The sequence below is a fragment of the Bifidobacterium saguini DSM 23967 genome (assembly GCF_000741715.1).
Lineage (GTDB): Bacteria > Actinomycetota > Actinomycetes > Actinomycetales > Bifidobacteriaceae > Bifidobacterium > Bifidobacterium saguini.
Map to the genome: position 1 here is coordinate 89,352 of NZ_JGZN01000006.1, position 20,166 is coordinate 109,517.

Genomic DNA, 20,166 nt, shown 5'->3' on the forward strand with positions numbered 1-20,166 from the left:
TGGTAAGTGAACAACAAAAACGGCCATGCAGGTTTGAACACATGCATGGCCGGCGTGTCGCGGCAATCGAACTTGGCTCGAATTTGTTTAAAGCTATGACTAGTCGGTCAACTCCTGCCCGTTAGCGTCCTGATGCCACGGTGAGCCGTAACGGCTGGTCAGAATCAGAATGCCTTCCACTAAACCCCAGATGGTGGCGGCAAGCGGTCCCAGGCCAAGCAGAATCCAGCCAACTAGTGTGAGCAACAGCTGCGCAATAGCCTTGCCGGTATTGCCGAGGTAGAAGTTGTGCACTCCGAAACCACCGAGGAAGATGCCGAGCAGACCTGCGGCCAGTTTTGACTTGGGCGAGTATCCCATGCCATATGACGGAACACCATATTGAGGAGCACCATACTGCGGAGCGCCGTACTGAGGTTGAGTGTATGGGTTGGAAGTCTGACCATACTGCGATTGCGCATACTGCTGCTGACCATAGGCCTGATTGTACTGTTGAGCGTAAGGCTGCTGACCGCCATATGATGGCTGTGCATACTGAGGCTGGCCTGCAGGTGTCTGCTGCTCGTACGGATTGTATTGCGGCTGCGGCTGAGTATAAGGGTTCGCCTGTTCATAAGGATTTGACGGAGTGGCAGTCGAATCGCTTGGCATAGCAGAAGATTCCGGAGCTTCCGGAGTGGCCGGAGTCGCTGGTGTATTGGGATCCGGATTCACCGGAACATAAGGCTGCTGGTCGTTACTCATCATTGGGTCCCTTCTCGAGATGCGTGACGATGGTTCGTCGCTGGTATACATCTTCTCACGTTTTGCCTAGAACAGAAAAATGGCCAGGAATAAACAAAGCTCTGTTACACCAAAATTGACATGCCCCCTTGTTTGGCTCCCCTTGTCAGGGGAGCTGGCGGCGAAGCCGACTGAGGGGTAGTCCCACCAATCTTGGGTTAACAGAGCCATAAACAATGCGCCCGGCGGCTCCTCGCATATCGATACGAACATGGCCGTCAGGCGCTGTGTTAGCCGGTTGCGTTGGAATTATTCGCGCACGAGCTTGATGTGCTCCACATCCTCACGCTTCGAGGCGCGGTAGATTACGAAACGGTTGCCGATGGACTGCACCACTTCGGCACCGAGCTGTTCAGCCAATTCCGCAGCCGCTTCCTTGGCGGTGAGTCCCGAACCGTCCTGCACGGCGCACTTGATGAGCTCATGCTTTTCAATGGTTTCGTCAGCCTGCTTGACGGCAGCTTCGGTCAAATCGTTCTTGCCCACGTAGAACAGCGGCTTCAGCGAGTTGGCCAGTGCGCGCAGCTGCTTGATTTGCTTTTTGGTCAATGCCATAAGAATTCCTTACATTCGAGTAACCACTCGAGCATAGCCGTCAGGCAGGTCATGTGTGCCTGAAGGGCGAGTACAACCGCGATGTGAAACAATGTGTGAAACGCGCACGGCTGATGAAGAAGCCTCCCTAGACAAGATCAGAGCACAATAATCGCCGTAATATATGCGATGATTACGGCCGCGAATATCGCATCGCGCCAGCCGGGGGAGAAGACCCGCCAATGTGTGCGCTGAATTCCCTCCTCGTAACAGCGAGCATCCAACGCCAAACTCAGATTATCCGCATGGCGCAAAGTACCGGCGAATACCGGTACGATGATTGCGCTCATCGCCTTGATGCGTTGCATAGGTGACCCGGTCTCCACGGATCCGCCTCGTGCCGCCTGCGCGTCGACGATGGACTTGGTCTCACCGGTAAGCGTGGGAATGAAGCGCAATGCCAGGCTCATCACCAATGCAATCTCCTGCGTATGCACGCCGACTCGAGACAAAGGCTTCAATAATGCCTCGAACGCGTCGGTCATAGCTGTGGGCGTTGTGGTATTGAGAAACACGGCACCCAAAATAATCACCAGCGCAAAACGGCAGGCATAGAGCACGGCGATCAATACGCCATCCGAGGTGATGAGGAGCGGGCCGAAACTCGCCAGTACCGTACCAGTGCGCACCACTATCAGATTGGCAAGGCTCATCAACGCCAGCAAGGCAAGAATCGGATGAATCACACTCAACAGTCTCACCGGGTTGATTCGCGCGGCTGCAATCAGCGCCAAATTCACGGCAATGCCCAGTGCAAGCTGTGCTGGTGTGCTGACCGCAAACATGGTGAACATCGCCGCGAGGAATCCCACCATTTTCACACGCGGATCAAGCTGCTGCACAAAAGAACGATTCTGATGAGCTTTGGTTGCTGCAGGTGAAGCCGGTACAGCCGTGCCAGCGCTCGCATCGTTGATTTCACGCGAGGTTCCTGCTCCCTGCGGCGGCTCTTCAACTGCGGTTTCATGAGCGTCTGGCATGCGTACCACGCGTTGAGCCAGCGCGAACGCCTCCGCACGATCATGCGTAATGATGAATATGGTTACGCCCTGGCGCTGCAATGTGCGAATCAGCTCATGAATGCGTGCCTTGGCGTGTACATCCAAGCTTGCCGTGGGCTCATCCATAATGAGTACCTCCGGCTGGCAAGCCACTACGCCGGCAATAGCGACCAGACGCTGCTGGCCTCCGGAAAGATCGAAGGGGGAGCGGTTCGCCAGATGCGCGATACGCAGCATATCCAATGCCTGATGCACGCGGCCCTGCACTTCCGACTCTGTTAATCCCTGATTGCGTGGCCCATACGCTATGTCTTCAGCAACGGTATCCGCAAACAGCTGATGCTCAGGGTGCTGCATCACATAGCCCACGCGCTTGCGCAATTGCGCCAATTGTTTGCGATTGGCACCTCGCGGCTTTCGCCTGCCACCGCGTTCGCGGGAAAGCGGCACGCCGGCCACTTCGATACTGCCGGCAGACGGTTTGCCCAATGCGCACAGCAGTTTCGCCAACGTGGATTTACCGGAACCGTTGGCACCCATCACGGCCACGGTTTCACCGTGCTGAATGGTAAATGAAAGATTATCGATAACCGTGCGCCCTGAACCATATCGAAAACTCAGATGTTCAACGCGAATAGCCGGGGTGGAAGCAGCGCTGTGAATGGTATTGTCGCGCGAGGCGTCAGTGCACGAGCTCAGTAAAGGTAGGTAATCAGAGCCAGCAGTAGCGGTTGTGGTGCTGTTCTCTTGTGCGCGCAATTCTTGGGCGACTGCAGGATTTGGGCAGCTATTGGAACGGTTTGGCTGCACCTGCGGTTGCGCAGCGATTTCAGTAATACGCCCATGCTCCATATGCACCACGCGGTCGGCATGTGCAGCCTCCTGCGGGTGATGAGTCACATGCACAATCGTGGTGCCGCGAGCATGTAGTTTATCGAGCACGGCCATGACTTCAGCGCGAGCGGCTTCATCCAACATCGCGGTCGGCTCGTCAAGCACCAGAATGGCGGGATTCATAGCCAACATGCCGGCGATGGCGGCCCGCTGCTGCTGGCCGCCGCTCATGCGCGTGGGATCGGAATCGCGGTGAGAAGCCAAACCCACCGCTTCAAGACTTGCATTAATGCGCTCGCCGATGTGAGTGCGTGGAATGCCTAAGTTTTCTGGTCCGAAGGCTACGTCGTCTTCGATTACCGTGGTGACGATTTGATCTTCCGGATTCTGGAATACCATGCCAATGCCACGGCGAGCGGCGCGGTATTCCTCGGCATTCGGACCGGCTGCCGAAGTATATACGGTATGTCCAAGAAGGATTATTGCGCCGGCGTCGGGTGCGGTCAGGCCTGCAATCAGCCGGGCCAGTGTGGATTTGCCGGAACCGTTGGGGCCTACCAGGCACAGTCGTTCGCCGGCATATACGGTGAGTGATACATCATCCAACGCCCAGGTTGAGCCGTGATCATAACTGAATCGAATATGGTTGAGCTTGGCGGCTGGCATCTGGGCGTCGGATGAATTCATTGTCGGTAATACTTACTGTTGCTTATGGTTATCGCTCACTGCTGCTTGGCGAGCAGATTGGAGATCGGCTTGTAGATCAGGAAGGTCACCACAGCGTGGATGGCCATCTTAGCCACGTTGAACGGCAGCAAAATCGGCAGAATCATGGCCGCGACCGCAGCGTACGACATGTGCGCGTAAATCGGGGTGATTACCAGATTGCCGAGCAGTGCGGCCACGATAGCCAGCACAGCGCCGGCCAGAATGCCGAGAGCCGCACCCTTGCGGGAGCGAATCTTACGGTAGATAAGCGATGCCGGAACGGATAGGCACAGTGCCACGAGCACGGCCATCAGCGAACCCCACGGGTCGGCGAACATGTGCGGTACGAAGCCGAGCACGGAAACGATGATGGCGGCGGAGGGGCCGTAGGCGAAACCGGCGATAAGACATACGATGCCGGACGGGTCATACTTCAGCCAAGCCACCGGAGTGATTGGAAACTCGATGAAGCTGGTGACCATCGCCAACGCCACAAACAAGGCGTACATGGCGATGCGCCTGGTGGACCAGCGGCCGGAATCGGCCACACCGGTGGAATGCGAGCCAAGTTTGGTGTTCGTGGCCGAGCTGGCTGCACCTTCTGCTTCCGGCGCGATAGAACGAATAGCTTGCATGCGAATACGCGAAGAAATGCTCATCAGAGCCCTCGTTTCTTCCATCCGGACTGTAACCGTTGGCTCCGGAATCTCACCGGATCAGCCGCTTTCGCGGGTCGCGGGCTTCTGTACGCTCCCGTTATGAATCCCGGGTGCACAGTTACCGCCAGTAAGGAATTTCACCTTCCCTGAAACTGACAGGCATATTCATACGCCATGCACGGTACAGATGCAAGCGATGTTTCATTCTGGGCATAGATGGAGCGATATATAGGGGAATATATACCCCCGAACTATTCGGCGTGTCTACGTTTCGGACGCTGTTTCATTATGTGCATTTTTTATGTTGTGAGCGTTAACGGAAATGTTCAAATTAACAGCGTTAATGGTTGAAATGCTAATAATCGCTTAATTTCCCACGTTATACATATCTCAAAAATGTGTTTAGTTAACACGCGGTAATAAGGGGCAAGTCAAGCCTCTTTGTCTAGTTATTCCGTCTGGGGGGGGGGGTAATCATTGAGGCACTTTCACGAATCGTTTACGCCGCGATAGGGAGAGGTGGAGAAGATGCGCGTAGGGCCGGTTGTTTTCAGGTCCCGGAATTCCGCGAAGCCGGAAATGCCGAAGCACCCTTGGAAAGGTACTCGTGCCATTGCCGGCGTGCTGGTCTCCGCAATGACGCTGACCTGCGCCATCCCTGCCGCATACGGACAGTCTTCCAACGGAACCGTTGTCTCCGGTTCCACTTCCGGCGTTACCGTCATCTCCAATGGTTCCGTGGTTACCGACAGCACTGTGGTGTCTGCCGCCGAAACCTTGAAGCGTACTGCTGGCACTTCCTCCGCGAAGATTCGTGCGGTTCGTCAATTCTCAGACGACTCTCAGAGTGCATTCACCACCAAAACCATTCTTGATGGAACCAATGGTGCTACCGATTCCACCGATGGCACTGGTTCTGCTGATACTGACCAGTCTGCCAATACTATTGACGGCAGCCAGTCCGATGATACTTCTACCACCACGCAGAATTCCGACGGCACTGATGCTGGATCTGATGCCAATGCCGCTGCGAATAATGGCAATCAGACTGATGATGCCGCAGCAAGTTCCTCTGCTAACGGGCAAACCGGCGACTCAAATAGCTCTGATGCTGCTACTGGCACCGCCGACAATAACGCCACCCGCGCTGCCACTACCGCGTTGGGAGGCCGCGACTTTGAAGGTCAGACCACCAAAACCATCAATGGCAAAACCTACATCCTCATCGGCAACGAGCAGCAGCTGCGTGCGATTGGATCAGATAAAAAGGTCATCGGCGGCACGGTGTACCAAATCCAGCAAACCGTGGTCAATACGGGAAGCACGCTGTTGCCGAAACTCGAATGGCAAGATAGCGGTCAAGAGTCGGTGGCCTATGCTGGTGACGCTGATCTCGCCGATAACGGTACGCTGCGTGACGAGAATTTCGATGACCATGATGGTGGTCTGAGCCTGGTCTTGGGTTCAACGCGTACCAAGTACTTCGTCAAGGATGCTGATGGCAATCGCTTGAGCGTAACGGATAGTACCTATGGTCCGAATACCGGCCAAAAATACTCTGCCACTGCTAACTACATCATCTTCGGCGATATCGATTTGAGCTCAGCCAACTGGTCGCCGCTCATGTTCTCCGGCACTATGCTCGGTGCGGTCAGTGCAGATGGAGATACTGCGACAACTCTATGGAACACGATTGATGCTGATAATGCAACGGTGAAGGACGGCACAACCAAGCCGGTCATCTCCCATGTCACCGTGGACCAGCCGGCCGGCAACCTCGAAGTGGATAAGCAGCAGGGCATCGGCTTCTTTGCATCAATTACGAGCACTTCGAGCATCACCAATAGCGGTAATAACAAGGGTGGTGTGCAGAGCCTTGGTACGGTAACCGTCGCAAATCTGAAACTCAGCGATGTGAATGTGGTCAATAACGCCACGGTCGCTCATGTGAATGAGACTTTGGTTTCCGGTTTGCTCAAGTTAGTTGGCTTTCTGCTTAAACCGCTAGGCCTCGGACTGGACGAGCTGCTGACTGTGCATAAGAGCAACCCATCCAATTTTGCGACCGGTGCATTTGCCGGTCGCATCTACGGCGACGTGAAGGTGACTGGTTGTGAGGTCGAAGACGCCACCGTTGCCAACGTCAAGGATATGACTGGCGGCTTTGCCGGCTATGTGGAAGGCGCAACCCGGTACGACATTGCTTCGGAAGCACTCGGCACACTCATCACGGTGCTCACGGATATTCTGAATGTTATTCCATTCCTAGGTCTTGGCGACCTTATCGACTGGCTGCTTGGTAGCACGCTCGGTCTGAACGCCTTGGTGCCGGTCGGTTATTACAATCCGGTGATTTCCGATTCTCATGTGACGAACTTCAAGCAGAAGACCGTGCTCGGCAATGCCGATTCCGATTATGCGGGCGGCTTCATTGGCGCTCAAATCGGCGCGATTATCGAGAACTCCTCGGTGGACTCAAAGAACGGTTTCGCTGTTACGGCAAAGAAATATGCCGGTGGCTTCGCCGGTGTGAGCCGCAACGGTGAGGTCGGTGGTCTGCTCAATTCGCTGGGCATCACTATTCTTTCCGCACTGCGCCCCCAGAGCCTGATCGAAAGTTCGTCGTTGACTTCTGCCGGCAAAGTGACCATCACCGCTCAAAATTATGCTGGTGGCTTCGCCGGACGATTGGCCAACGCTTATGCGGTGAACAATACGCTGGATGGCGCTATGGCTGTGAAGGCCACAGTTTCTCATGCCGGAGGCTTTACCGGACGCGCTTCTGCCGGTTGGGGTTTGGAAGCCGGTACCGATTCCGACGAGAAAACGTCGGATACCTCGCTGATTAAACAGTTGACCGAGATCCTCACCAAATTGCTGGAATCCAACCCGGATGGAGCTGGCGCTCTGCTCACCATCGCAGGCGTGAATCCTTCCATTATTCTGGGCGCTCAGCTGAGCGGCGATATTACCGTCACTTCTCAAGGCGATTATGCAGGCGGCATCGTCGGCGCGGGCACTGGTACGGTTATCGGCGACTCCTCGCAGGCTCATCTAGAGAAACTCTCGTTCTGGAATCCGAAACTCAGTAATGCCCGTGATTTGCCTGAAGAACGTTCAACCTCGCTCAGCGGCATCGCTTCGGTGAAGGCCGATGGCTCATATGCCGGTGGTATCGCAGGCAATCTGCAGCCCACTGAGGTAGTCGGCTTGCTGAACAGTGTGGCCAAGATCGGTGATCTTACCACGTTGCAGAAGTTCGATCAGTTCGCAGCCTTTACTGTGGAGAACGTGCCGGTTACCGGCCCTGAAGCGGGCTGGACGGTTGAAGCCGGTAAATATTACGCAGGCGGTGCCATTGGCTGCGCTTCCGGCGGCGACGTTACCAACGTTCAGTTGAAGAATCTGAGCGGCGTAACGGCTTCGGGAGAAGTTGGCGGATTCATCGGCTTCTCCGGTCCTGCTGACACGGTTGGCGCTTCCGGACTGAATCTGTTGGGCCTGGTTAAACTCTCCGGCTTGCTATCCGTGGCCGAATATTCGTCTGTGGAAGTGAGTCAGTCCAACGTTACCGGTGTTGCCAGTGGTTTGACGGTAACTGCTTCCGGCAAGACTACCAATAATGATGTCAATACCTATACGGCTGGCGGCTTCTACGGTCAAGCCAATTCGACCAGAACCCGCGAAAGCCATGTGCTGAACCTCAAGTCGGTCACGGCAGACAAAACCACGTCTGATGGCAAGGCTGGCGGCTTCGTTGGTTATTCGACGGTTGGCGGCTTAGTAGATGCCGTGAGTGATTCCGAGGATTCCGGTCTACTGAACAACCCCTCGACCGGCAAACTGATTTCCGTCAATGATCTGCTCGGTGCGGTGCCATATCTCATTCCAGACTATAAGGACACGACGGTCTCTTATGTGAACGGTGGCTCTGTGGAAGCAGATATTGCTGGTGGTTTTGCCGGCAATTTCCAATCCGGCAAGGTCAACCAGTTCTCCAGCAAGGAACTGGAAGATACCGCGCTGCAAGCGGTAAAGGACCGTGTTACTGCAGATGATTATGCGGCAGTAACCAATCTCGACCACGTGTCCGGCGGCGCTTACGCCGGTGGTTTCGGCGGCAAGGTGGTTTCCGGTGCGCTTGCTTCTGCAGGTAAGGGTGGCATCAACGTACTGGGCAAGCTCGGCACTGTGCAGCTCAATAATCTAGTGGATCTGGTGCAAGGCTATGTGCCATATATTTCCTATGCCAGCGTGAAGTCCGACGCCTCCACCACTGAGACTACGAGCGGCAACGAGCCTACTGACATCAAGAATCTTGGACTTGTAGTGTCCGCTGATCGTGTTGATACGGGTGATTCCAACTCCGGTTCCGCTGGCGGCTACATTGGCTTTGGTTCGGGCGTGCAGGTCTCGTACAGCAACGTGACCCAGCTGCGATACACCAAGGTCACCGAGCCGAAGCAGCTTGAAGGCACTGATGGCGGCACCTACTTCGATACTGCGAAGAGCTCCTATGCGGTGAGCGGCAAGCGTTATGCCGGTGGCTACATCGGCAAGATGGATATCGGTTCCGCTGCCTCCGTGGGCAATGGCTTGAGCCTACTTGGCAAGAGCATCCAGCTCACTGATGTGGCCAAGGTACTTTCTGTGGTCGTTTCCACTATCGAGCATTCTGAAGTAACCGGTGCAGCCGCTGGCTATGCGGTGCTCGCCAGCGATACCAGTGAAGCAAACACTGCTATCGGTGATGCGACTCCTACACCCGGCAGCAAGGATAATCCGCTTGGTGAAGCCGGTGGCTTTGCTGGTCGTGTGATGGGTGGCCATATTCAGGACTCTCATGCGCATAACTTCGCGTACATCATCGGCCAGATCACTGCCGGTGGTTATGCAGGTGGCATTGCTCCAGGCGATGCGGCAAAGATTCTGGGCGATCAATCCTCGATTCTGAAGGGTTTGGTCGATACCAGCGAAGCACTGGCCTCGGTATTACAAGACTTCGTGCCGACGATTCGCAACTCCTCTACCGATGCTGTGCCTTGTGGCGGTGCGATTCGTGCTGAAGCGGTTTCCTCCGCCAGTGTCCGCCGCGGTATGGCAGGCGGATACGTTGGCCATAACGAAGGCGGCCATATTTGGGGTAGTAACAGTGCCAGCTGGAAGAGCGAAAACGACTCGAACGGCTACAACGGGAATAAGCGTAGGGCCTATGCCGCACGCATTCGTTCCGTCTATGGCGCTGAGCTTGCCGGCGGTTTCACCGGGTTCATGGAATCCGCCGATACCGCTGAAACTGGTAGCCTGCATCTACTGTTTGGTCTAATCAGCGTAGATAACCTGCTCGGTGCGCTGAAAATGGCGTACCCAACTGAAGAGCATTCGGAGGTCACCGGTCCGCTGCGCAACCTCGACCTCGACACTTGGAATGCGTGGGTGAAGGCTGTGGGCGTCAACGGCGCATACGGCAAGGAATTCGCCGAGCTCATCAAGAACGCCAACTCCGGCAAGATTGACTCCATCGACAAGCTGAACGACTACATCTACGGTTTCAACGTGGTGGCCGGCCGCAACGAATATAAAGGCGATGCCAGCCGACTCGATTCTGGCGTGGCAGGCGGCCATGTGGGCTTGATGCGCACCGGCACCATCACCGATGGTCAGTCAATGGATGTGAAGACAGTTTCCGCATTCCGCGCTGCCGGCGGTTATGCCGGCACGATGGAAGCCGGTACGGCAGCACAGTTCGGTTCCATCCAACTGCTTGGTAAGAAGGGCTTGAATTTGAGCCTCGCCCAGATGCTTGGCGTGGCACAGGTCTTCGTGCCTGCGGTCAAGGCGTCCAGTGTGACGGGTTACCGCAAGGGCATGAAGGTTGCCGCAACCGGTACAGACATCGAACACGGCACTGGTAATGCCGGTGGCTATGTCGGCCTGGCTGTGGGCGCTCAAATCTGGGGCGACCGCAAGAAAGACGGCAGCAAGGCATCGTCTGTTGATGAAGCTTTGGGTGCGAACGTGACCAATCTGCGTAAGGTGTCCGGCCGCAACAATGTGGGCGGTTATGTGGGCATCGCTACCTCCGGTTCCGTGGCCGATGTGAATACCAATGCTTCGAGCGGTTTCCTGCAAGGCGTGCTCGATACGCTGATTCAGAACGCCAATCCGGGTGGTCTGGTGAACGTGCTGCAAGCCACGGTGGTTACCATTCGCGGTGCTCATGTAAGTGCCGATGACTCCGATTGGGGCTACACGGTAGAAGGTTCCTACGCGGGGGCTGATGGCACCACACAGTATGCAGTCAACGCTGGTGGCTTCGCCGGCTCGTTGCAGGCCGCGATCCTGGGCGATAAGGATTCGGCTGCAGATGCTACGGATGCGTCTCAGGATGTTGCCGCAGTAACCGTCTCCGATTTGCGTGCCGTTGATGGCGGCCAATACGCCGGTGGCTTCTTTGGCTTGGCCGACGTGTCTAGCGTGGCCTCGGTGGGTGGCAATACCGCCGGCACCAGTGGTGACACGAACTTGGTGTTGAAGCTGCTCAAGGTTGGCAATATTGGCGTGCTTGAGGCATTCCGTACCTTCATCTACGGCGGTCATGTTGCCGGTGTGCCGGATGGCATTCAGGTCAAAGCGCACACTGCTCAGACCTATGGCCTGCTCGACAACACACGCTTCACCGGTGCTGCCGGTGGCTTCGGTGGTGGACTGATCAACGGTTCCGTGAAGAAGTCCACGGTTACCAACCTCAACAGCGTCACCGGTCTGAACTACACGGGTGGCTTCATCGGCCATCTCGGCAAGTCCGGAACGGTGAGCGCGGATAAGGTGACCGCTGCCGATTCTGTGCTTGCCGGATTGACCGCTGGCGTGCTAGATATCTGGGGCTCCCACGTTGAGGATTCCTCGGTTGCGGGTATCAGTGCTGGCTTTACGGTCACTGCTACGCATAACGGTGAAGAATATGGCCGTAATGAATCGCTGACCGATGCCAAAGATCGTAAAGGTGAGGAAATTGCCGCTGGTTTTGCCGGATATGCCGATCTCTCCCATATCTCGGGCAGCTCGGTGACCAACTTTAAGAAAGCTGCGAGCGGAGAGCTTGCGGGCGGTTTCGCTGGTCAGACCACGAAAGCGTATCTGGTGGATGCCGGTGTGAATTCAGAAGTGGTGGATTTGCTGCTGAAGTGGATTGTAAATCCGCTGCTCAAGCTTTTGTACGTCGAGAAAATTGAGAATATCGGCAACAAACTGAGCTATTGGAAGGACCAGTTGTTCGGCCCGCTGACCAAGATTATCGACTTGGAACTTCTTACTGATGGCAATGCGTTGTATGTCAATCTGTTTGGTTTGAAAATCGGCGTTGCTCTTGATAAGACCGGCACCGATACCCAAGACACCGCTTACATCTTTATTGGTGATTCCAAGATTAGCGTTGGCTGCTCGAAGGATGGTGTCGATTCTGATTCCGTCGATAATGTCAAGGCGCAATTGCTTCAGGCCAATCGCACGAAGATTACTGATTCCTCCGTGCAGGGCATTGCTGATGGTTATGACGTGTTCGGTGGTGACGCGACGCAAAACACGAATGGTAACGGTGCGACCGGTTATGCAGGCGGCTTCGTTGCCGTAAATGATGAAGGTCTGTTGAAGAACAACAATATGACCTACGCCGATACGATTCGAGGCACTGCCGGATTAATCGGTCCTTTTATTGGCAAGACGTACTTTGAGTCTAACTATGATTTCAAGACGATTTACGCCTTTGAAGGCAACGGCAACACGTATCACATCTATCGTGATGTGCCGGAAAGCTGGTCGTATGCGTTGACCAAGGATAAAAAGCAGTTCACTTATGGCTCGCATATGGACAACACGCTTGATAAGGGCAAACCAATCGACGTGACCGGCGCACTGCAATTGCCGCTCAACCGTTACGATGTGGCGCATTTGGCCTACACCAAGGATTCCAGCGGCAATGTCGTGGAACCGTTCATCAAGCAGTACTCCGACTACGAGGGTGCCATCGTCGCCAACAATTTTGGCGGTTCGAACACCGGTCAGTCTCAGGGCGTGGCCAACCATGCACAGGCGTTGAACGTATATGTTTCCGCTGCCAAGGCTGTGCTCATGCTGGACACCGCCGTGGAAGACAACAACGGTGGCTTCACCCCTGAACCGGATGATGGTCAGGATCCTTGTGGCAAGGAGGGCTGCCAGACCGTGGACCTCACCCTGCAGAAGGTGTGGAAGGATTACGGCCGCGTGACGCGCCCGGACTCCATCGCCTTGAAGATCACGGCAACCTACACCAACGAGGCAGGGGAGAAGGTTACGCCGAAGTCCATCCAATGCTACGACAGCGACTGCAAAACCGTGGAGCAGGAGAACGGCTGGACCGTGGTGCTGGATTCCTCCGACGGTTCCCTGTGGAGCAGCACGTGGCGCAAGAAGATCACCGGTCTGCCGGTGGCCTTCAAGGATGATGCCGGCAAGCTGCACTACTACACGTACACCGTTACCGAAACCTGGATGATGCTTGGCAAGGGGGATGTGACTCAGTGCACGACCTCCGCTGGAGCTGACGCTAAGGAAGGCTGCAAGACGCCAACCGATGCCGGTTACTCGGTGTCCGTCTCGTACGCGGCTGACCCGAACAACACCACGGGCGAAGGCAATAAGGAATACGTGGCCACAGTGACCAATTCCGTGCCGCTACCCGAAACGGGTGGCCAGGGCACGATGTGGTTCGCACTAGTCGGCTTGCTCCTGCTCGGACTCGGTACCGCATGGTACCTACGTGCCAACGCGAATGGCGGTACTAGCGGTTCATCCCGTAAACGCGGCCGCCACGCGGTTGCATAACCTCAAGATTTCCGCAGCCTCGGTTGCGGCCAACCAATGTCAACCAACGTCACCTTCCGGGTCAGGTCCGGGAGGCAACATTAAGGAGAAAGGAACAGTGATGAACTCACTGACCAAGAAGCTGGCGGCGGGCGTTATCGCCGCGGCTACGATGTTCGGCATCGCCGGCCTCGGAGTCACCACCGCCAATGCAGATACCGTTGCATCTGATGGCGTTATCAAAATCAGCAGCTCCAACGCTGAATTCAATGGCAAGACCGTTACCGCCTACCAGATGTTCAGCTACGACAAGGAAGCTGTAGAGAACGGCACTGCCACTAACGCTGGTTACAAGCTGATTGACAGCTGGGATGCGTTCTTCAAGGCAAAGGCTACTGAGTTCAACCTTGGTGAGGTCAATGATACCAACGTCAAGCAGAAGGCTTACGACTACGTTTCCGGCCTGAAGGATAATGCTCTCGTAAAGTTCGCCAAGACGGCTTCTGATTGGGCCAAGGTTGCGGCCAACAACACTACTTTGGATACTGCTGGCCTTAAGCACACTGGAACTGCTGCGGTAGATGGTACGAAGTACACGGCAACGATTAGCGGCCTTGCCTACGGCTACTACGTGGTTAGCCCGCAGAGCGGCTCCACTGATGCCAAGGACAAGCGCGGTACTGATGCCATCCTGCTCAATGTAAAGAACAGCACTGCTGTGGAGCAGAACTTGAAGTCCACCTACCCGACTGTGGAAAAGACCGTCAAGAACGGCACGGAAGACTCCAACCACAACAGCGCCCAAATCGGCGATGAGGTGAAGTTCAAGCTTACTTCCACCGTGCCGGATATGACTGAGTACACCAAGGGCTACACCTTCAAGTTCACCGATACCCTGTCCGGGGGCCTTACGCTGAATGGCGTTACTGAAACCGATAGCGCTAAGACCTTCGCTCCTACCGTAAAGATTGATGGTGTCTCCAGTGATTTGGTTAAGGGTACTGACTACAACGCTACCGTTGTGGAAAATCAGGATGGCACCACTTCCCTGACCGTCGAAATGGTGAACTTCAAGAGCAAGCAGGAATATGCTGGCAAGGCCATTACCGTTGAGTATTCCGCGACTCTGAATGAGAACGCAACTGCGGGTACCGCACATGACAACACCGCCAAGGTGGTGTACAGCAACGATCCGAGCACCGATGGCACTGGCGAGTCCAAGGAAGACAAGACCTACACCTACGACTTCAACTTCGGCATCAACAAGGTGGATGCCGAAAATGCAAACACGAAGCTTGCAGGCGCTCAGTTTGCGCTGCAGTATGAGAACGGCACCAAGATTGAGCTCGTGCAGTCTGATGCTACTTCCAACACCTTCCGTCCGAAGACCGGCAAGGACGACTCTGCCGCTGCAGCTGAGGATGTCAAGACTAATGACAACGGTGTTCTGAACTTCACCGGCCTGAAGGAAGGCACCTACAAGGTCGTGGAAACCAAGGCTCCGCAGGGCTATAACAAGCTCACCGCTCCGATTGAGGTGAAGATTGAGGCAAAGTATGCTGCAGATGGCCAGCTGACCGAATGGGGCGTCTACAAGTCCTCCGACACCTACTCCAAGAACAACACCACCATCACCGTTGAAAACAAGAAGGGCATTGAGCTGCCGTCCACCGGTGGCATGGGTACTGCTCTGTTCACTGTGTTTGGTGTGCTGATCGTGGCTCTGGGTGCCGGCTGGTACGTGAAGTCCAACCGCAAGGCTTCCAAGCACGCTGCCTGAGCCGGTCGCTGGCTCCTCTCAGAACATTTCTGGCTCCCCTCTTTGAGGGGAGCTGTCCGCGGAGCGGACTGAGGGGAGCCCCCGGAAAAGGAAATCCATGAAAAAGCTGCGCGGCATTGCGCCTCTGCTGGTCATCGTGATAGGGCTTGCCGTCCTGTTTTACCCGACCATCAGCAACTTTCTCGTTATGAAGAACGCCTCGCGCGCGGTCACCAATTATGATGCCGCCACCGAGTCCATCTCCGACGAGGAGTATCAGAAGATGCTCGATGCCGCGCACGCCTACAACGAACAATTGGCCGCCAATAATGCCGGAGCCACGGATGCGCTCGCTGCAGCCGTCAACACCGAAGCCACCGATAAGGAATACAACAAACTGTTGAACCTCGACGGTGACGGCATGATGGGCTACATCACCATCCCGCGGCTCAAGGAAACCATGCCTATCTACCACGGTACTGCCGAAAAAGTGCTGCAGGTAGGCATTGGTCACCTAGAGCAAACCTCGCTGCCTGTCGGCGGTGAAACCACGCATGCGGCACTCTCCGGTCACCGAGGATTGCCCACCGCCAAACTGTTCACCGACTTGAATCTGATGAAGAAAGGCGACCGTTTCTACATCAAGATTCTCAAAGACACATACGCCTATCAGGTCGATAAAATCACCACGGTGCTGCCCACCGACACTAAGGAACTTGCCATCGAACCCGGCAAAGACCTCGTGACCCTGATCACCTGCACCCCATACGCGGTCAACACGCATCGGCTACTCGTGCGCGCCCACCGCATTCCCTACACCCCAGAACAAGCCGAGGAAGCCAAGCCCACATTCCGCGTGGACATTCCTCTGCAATACCTGCTGCCATCCATCGGCCTCATCGCACTGCTCGCCGGTTGGACCATATGGCAGCATCGTACGCGACGCCGTGCGGCAGCAACTGCCGACAGCACTGCCAGCAATACTGCAGCATCGGCCTCACAACAACTCTCAGAACTTTTAGACAACAGCACCACAGACGAATCACACAGGAAAGGACGGACCAGACATGGCAAGCATGCATAATAGCCGGAGCATTATGGCACGGCACATGCTCGGCGCAGTCATCAGTCTCGCTGCCATCCTCTCTCTTGTGATTGCAGGAATCACCGCCGCTACCGTCACCCCGCAAGCACAGGCAGCCAGTGTGGGCAGCCTCACCATCGATGCAGTATGGAATCGTAGCGAAGCTGATGCCGCTCCGCTCGCCGGAGACACGTATTCCATCGTGCGCGTCGCATCCGTAGACTTGGACGGTGCAGGCAATATCGCGAACTTCCATATGCTCGAGCCATTCACCCAATTCGAGCAGAACTGGGAGAGCATCACATCATCCCAATATCATGACGCCGCAGCCAAAATCGCAGCCTACGTGAAGCAGCACAATCTATATGCGCAATCCGCTGCCACTAATACGAACGGCAAAACCCTTTTCGCCGGGCTACCATTCGGCCTCTATCTGGTAGAACGCACAAGTGTGGCAGATGCCAACAAGCAGTACGACTGTGACCCATTCCTTGTAGCTATTCCTGGCAACGACAGCGGTGTTACCCAGCTGGACGTTACCGCCGAGCCTAAATTCAGCGAGCAAGGTGTTGTTACACCGCCGACGAATGAACTCACGCCAAATCCGGAAACACCGGCCAACACCGGCTCGGCAGTCAGAAATATCGCCGTTGCCGCCATCGCATTGGCTGTGCTTGCGCTGCTGATTAGCGCATATCGCCATCGCCAAGTTCGATCTGAACACTAATCGTGTGAGCTAGGGAACAAGTGTGCATAGAATGGAACCCATGAGTGAAAAGCATGCCGCACCGCGGACCATCAACAAACTTGCCCTGATCGTCACCACATTCAAGCGTCAGCAGCTGCTTGAAGTGCTGTTCGATTCGATTCTGGCACTGGAGCAGGCTCCGTGGCGCATCATCATCGTAGACAACGAGCATTCCGACAAGACTGCGGATATGGTCAACGATTTGGCCGCTAAGGTCACCGGCCAGTGGGGCACCACGGTTCCGGACCTCTCCGGCAATGAAGAGCGCGTGGTGTACGCTCCGCAGACCGAGAATCTGGGTGGCGCAGGCGGCTTCTCCGCAGGCGTGAAGAAGGCATACGAGCTCGGTGCCGAATGGTTCTGGGTGATGGACGACGATGTGGCCGTGCTGCCGGATGCCATCGGCAAGCTCGCCAAGTGGACCGACAAGCATGAAGTGATTCAGGGCTCCCGCTTCGATTACGATGGCGGCCCGTTCTACTGGCAGTATGATTTCATCGTGCCGCTGGGTATTCCGAACCCGATTGCCCCGGCCGCATTCGGCCCGGCCGGCTACCGTGTAATGGACACTCTGTGCTTCGAAGGTGGCCTGTTCAACCGCCGCGTGGTCAAGGCCATTGGCCTGCCGGATCCGCGCTTCTTCATCTACTGGGATGACACGATTTATGGCTACCGTGCCAGCAAGGTCACCAACCCGATTGTGGTGCCGGATGTGATTCTGCGCCGTACCCGCGAAATCGGCAACTGGGATATCGCCGGCGTGCGCCAGCTCAACTCCACTTCCGATATGAACCGTTACCACATCATGCGTAACCGTGGCTACATGGCCCGTTACTTCATGGTGCACGGCGACTTCCACCCGCTGGTCTTCGGTTTCGGCACGTTCCTGACTGCAGTCAAGGAAGTGATTCGCCTCGTGATGGTGGACCGCGAACATGTGAAGACCGGCTTAGTCAAGATCGCACAAGGCTGGTGGGATTCCCGCAAGCTGCTGCACGATCCTGATTGGAAGCCGATGCCTCCGCTGGAGTAAGTATCAAGCAATAAATAAGGCTCCCTCTGACGAGGGAGCTGTCAGCCGATAGGCTGACTGAGGGAGAGACCATACATCTGGTAAACACCGCTGAAATAGCGGTTTGTCTCTCCCTCAGTCTCGCTACGCGAGCCAGCTCCCTCATCAGAGGGAGCCTTATTTATTACTTATGAATGAATAGGCCGCCGTCGCCCCAGGCCCACTGGCCTTGGCCGGCACCAATCTGGAAGTGCAGTTTCGCGATACCCAAATCGTTCAACGCATGATGTTCATCGCCTGCAGTCGTATCAATATGAGCGGCAGCAGTATCATCATCAGGGTTGTACGAGAACGTAATTGGCTGACGATTCATAGCACTCGGCGCCTTCATCGCAGCCTCAACACCAGCCTTGAACCAGTCCGGAGCCTGTGCACGAGCCTCATCGCTCATCGTGGCCGTGAACTGTTCATAAGTCTTGCTGGAACGATGATTCTGCTGGCGTTCGCACAGCTCCTCATACGTCATCGACTGGTAAGCCAGATGATTCTTCGGATAGCCAATCACCACACCGAGCAGCAGCTCCTCATTATTGGCAATACGGCAGTGCTTTGCAGCCTCAGCTTTATCCCAAGAACCAGCCACCCACAGCGTACCCAGTCCACGCAACGTAGCGGTCAGCACCACACGCTCGGCATAGAAGCCAGCGCGTTCCTTGGCCTGCTCATCACCTTGAGGAGCTACCAGAGCCAGGTAATTCGCGGCACCGGTCAAATGACCGGAAGCATTGGCCTCTTCAAACACCTTGGGCTGATTCAGCACCAGCTGGAGGTGAAGGTTGCCAAGCAGGTTGACCGGCTGCAGTGCCATGTCAAGCTGTCGTGCCGCATCATCATCGATAGGCTCGTCATCATAGGCGCGCACAGCGGTACGAATATTAATCGCATCAATAAGTTGATTATGTTCTGCCATGCCTCCATTATTACCCGTCTCATGCTTTCGGTGCGGGCGCAACGCTCGCTTTTGCATGTGTGTTGCCGATTTTTATCTACGTAGCTGATGCATACGGTTGCAAAAGCGTGGTCATAATCTTTGGAATGTGCTTTGCGCGGCGTTACACTTATGGCAAAGTGATTCCTCGCTGAAACGAAAGGAAGGTCAACGATGATTGAAACTGCACAGGCTTTTGGCGTTGACATTGGTGGCTCTGGCATTAAGGCCGCTCCGGTCGATTTGACTAAGGGTGATTTTGCCGAGCCTCGTCTGAAGATCCTGACTCCGGAAGTCTCTACGCCGCAAGCCGTGGCCGCCATCGTGAAGCAGCAGCTCGACCACTTCGAGGTGCCGGAATCCGCTCCAGTGGGCATCGCATTCCCCGCTCCGATTAAGCCCGGCCAGAAACTGGACTTCATGGCCAACCTTGACCAGTCCTGGATTGGCGTGGACGTTACCGAAGTCTTCTCCGAAGCATGCGGCCGCCCGGTCGTCGTGGTCAACGATGCTGATGCTGCAGGCCTTGCTGAAGTGCAGTATGGCGCAGCCAAGGGCCAGGAAGGTCTCGTTATCGCTACTACGTTGGGCACCGGCATCGGCACCGCGCTGATCTACAACGGTCAGCTGATTCCGAACACCGAGCTGGGCCACATCATTCTGAGCGCCAAGCACCCGGATGCTGAGAAGTATGCTTCCTCTGCCGTGCGCGAGAATGAGGATTTGGGCTACAAGAAGTGGGCCAAGCGACTGACCAAGTACTACGGTCTGATGGAGAAGTACTTCAACCCGGACCTGTTCACCGTGGGCGGTGGCGTGAGCCGTATGAGCGAAAAGTTCTTGCCGTACGTGGACATCAAGACGCCGATTGTGCCCGCCAAGCTGCGCAACCAGGCCGGCATTGTGGGCGCCGCCTACTACGCCAGCACCAAGCAGCAGTGAAATAAACGGTAGCCGTATTGCTTGCAAGCTCTCCTCATATGACTCGTATGAGGAGAGTTTTTTAATTCGACTCTGTTAACCCAAAATTGACATGTCCCTTATTTTGGCTCCCCTTGTCAGGGGAGCTGGCGTCGAAGCCGACTGAGGGGTAGTTCGCCGGAATCGTGTCAATCTTGGTTGAACAGAACCTTTAATCCTGCCAAAAAAGGG

Annotated in this window: 11 protein-coding genes and 1 riboswitch; of the genes, 6 read left to right on the forward strand and 5 right to left on the reverse strand. The window is 55.6% G+C overall.

Annotated elements, in window-relative coordinates; genetic code table 11:
• Positions 1 to 99 precede the first annotated feature (99 nt).
• From BISA_RS03570 to BISA_RS03585, 4 genes are all read right to left on the reverse strand, one after another.
• The gene (locus tag BISA_RS03570) at positions 100 to 747 is read right to left on the reverse strand and encodes a TM2 domain-containing protein (RefSeq protein WP_033890272.1); all 648 of its coding nucleotides are present in this window, start codon (positions 745 to 747) and stop codon (positions 100 to 102) included.
• A 285-nt stretch (positions 748 to 1,032) separates the two neighbouring features.
• Entirely contained in the window at positions 1,033 to 1,338 is a 306-nt protein-coding gene (locus BISA_RS03575; protein WP_033890273.1) for a YhbY family RNA-binding protein, read from the reverse strand.
• Between the two features lie 137 nt (positions 1,339 to 1,475).
• Positions 1,476 to 3,899 (reverse strand): energy-coupling factor transporter ATPase, encoded by a 2,424-nt coding sequence (locus BISA_RS03580; protein ID WP_033890274.1) that lies wholly within the window; start codon positions 3,897 to 3,899, stop codon positions 1,476 to 1,478.
• A 35-nt stretch (positions 3,900 to 3,934) separates the two neighbouring features.
• Entirely contained in the window at positions 3,935 to 4,579 is a 645-nt protein-coding gene (locus BISA_RS03585) for an ECF transporter S component (protein ID WP_033890276.1), read from the reverse strand.
• Positions 4,580 to 4,584: 5 nt separating this feature from the next.
• Positions 4,585 to 4,737, reverse strand: a riboswitch (FMN riboswitch).
• A gap of 421 nt (positions 4,738 to 5,158) precedes the next feature.
• Between BISA_RS03585 and BISA_RS03590 the strand changes: the two genes are divergently transcribed.
• The 5 genes from BISA_RS03590 (at position 5,159) to BISA_RS03610 (ending at position 18,047) form a co-directional block, all read left to right on the forward strand.
• The gene (locus BISA_RS03590) at positions 5,159 to 13,444 is read left to right on the forward strand and encodes an LPXTG cell wall anchor domain-containing protein (protein ID WP_237746085.1); all 8,286 of its coding nucleotides are present in this window, start codon (positions 5,159 to 5,161) and stop codon (positions 13,442 to 13,444) included.
• Positions 13,445 to 13,544: 100 nt separating this feature from the next.
• On the forward strand, positions 13,545 to 15,203 hold the full coding sequence (locus tag BISA_RS03595) for a SpaH/EbpB family LPXTG-anchored major pilin (protein WP_033890278.1): 1,659 nt from the start codon (positions 13,545 to 13,547) through the stop codon (positions 15,201 to 15,203).
• 97 nt (positions 15,204 to 15,300) lie between these two features.
• Positions 15,301 to 16,266, forward strand: coding sequence for a class C sortase (locus BISA_RS03600; RefSeq protein WP_033890279.1), 966 nt, complete (start codon positions 15,301 to 15,303; stop codon positions 16,264 to 16,266).
• The gene (locus tag BISA_RS03605) at positions 16,250 to 16,993 is read left to right on the forward strand and encodes an isopeptide-forming domain-containing protein (protein WP_152597179.1); all 744 of its coding nucleotides are present in this window, start codon (positions 16,250 to 16,252) and stop codon (positions 16,991 to 16,993) included. Before BISA_RS03600 ends, BISA_RS03605 begins: the two co-directional genes overlap by 17 nt.
• 40 nt (positions 16,994 to 17,033) lie before the next feature.
• Positions 17,034 to 18,047 (forward strand): glycosyltransferase family 2 protein, encoded by a 1,014-nt coding sequence (locus tag BISA_RS03610; protein ID WP_033890282.1) that lies wholly within the window; start codon positions 17,034 to 17,036, stop codon positions 18,045 to 18,047.
• Between the two features lie 163 nt (positions 18,048 to 18,210).
• On the opposite strand, the gene BISA_RS03615 is transcribed toward BISA_RS03610, so the two are convergent.
• The gene (locus tag BISA_RS03615) at positions 18,211 to 18,996 is read right to left on the reverse strand and encodes a nitroreductase family protein (RefSeq protein ID WP_033890283.1); all 786 of its coding nucleotides are present in this window, start codon (positions 18,994 to 18,996) and stop codon (positions 18,211 to 18,213) included.
• Between the two features lie 192 nt (positions 18,997 to 19,188).
• Here BISA_RS03615 and ppgK point away from each other — a divergent pair, with 192 nt between their 5' ends.
• Positions 19,189 to 19,956: a polyphosphate--glucose phosphotransferase gene (gene ppgK, locus BISA_RS03620; protein ID WP_033890285.1), complete on the forward strand. Its 768-nt coding sequence runs from the start codon at positions 19,189 to 19,191 to the stop codon at positions 19,954 to 19,956.
• Positions 19,957 to 20,166: the final 210 nt, after the last annotated feature.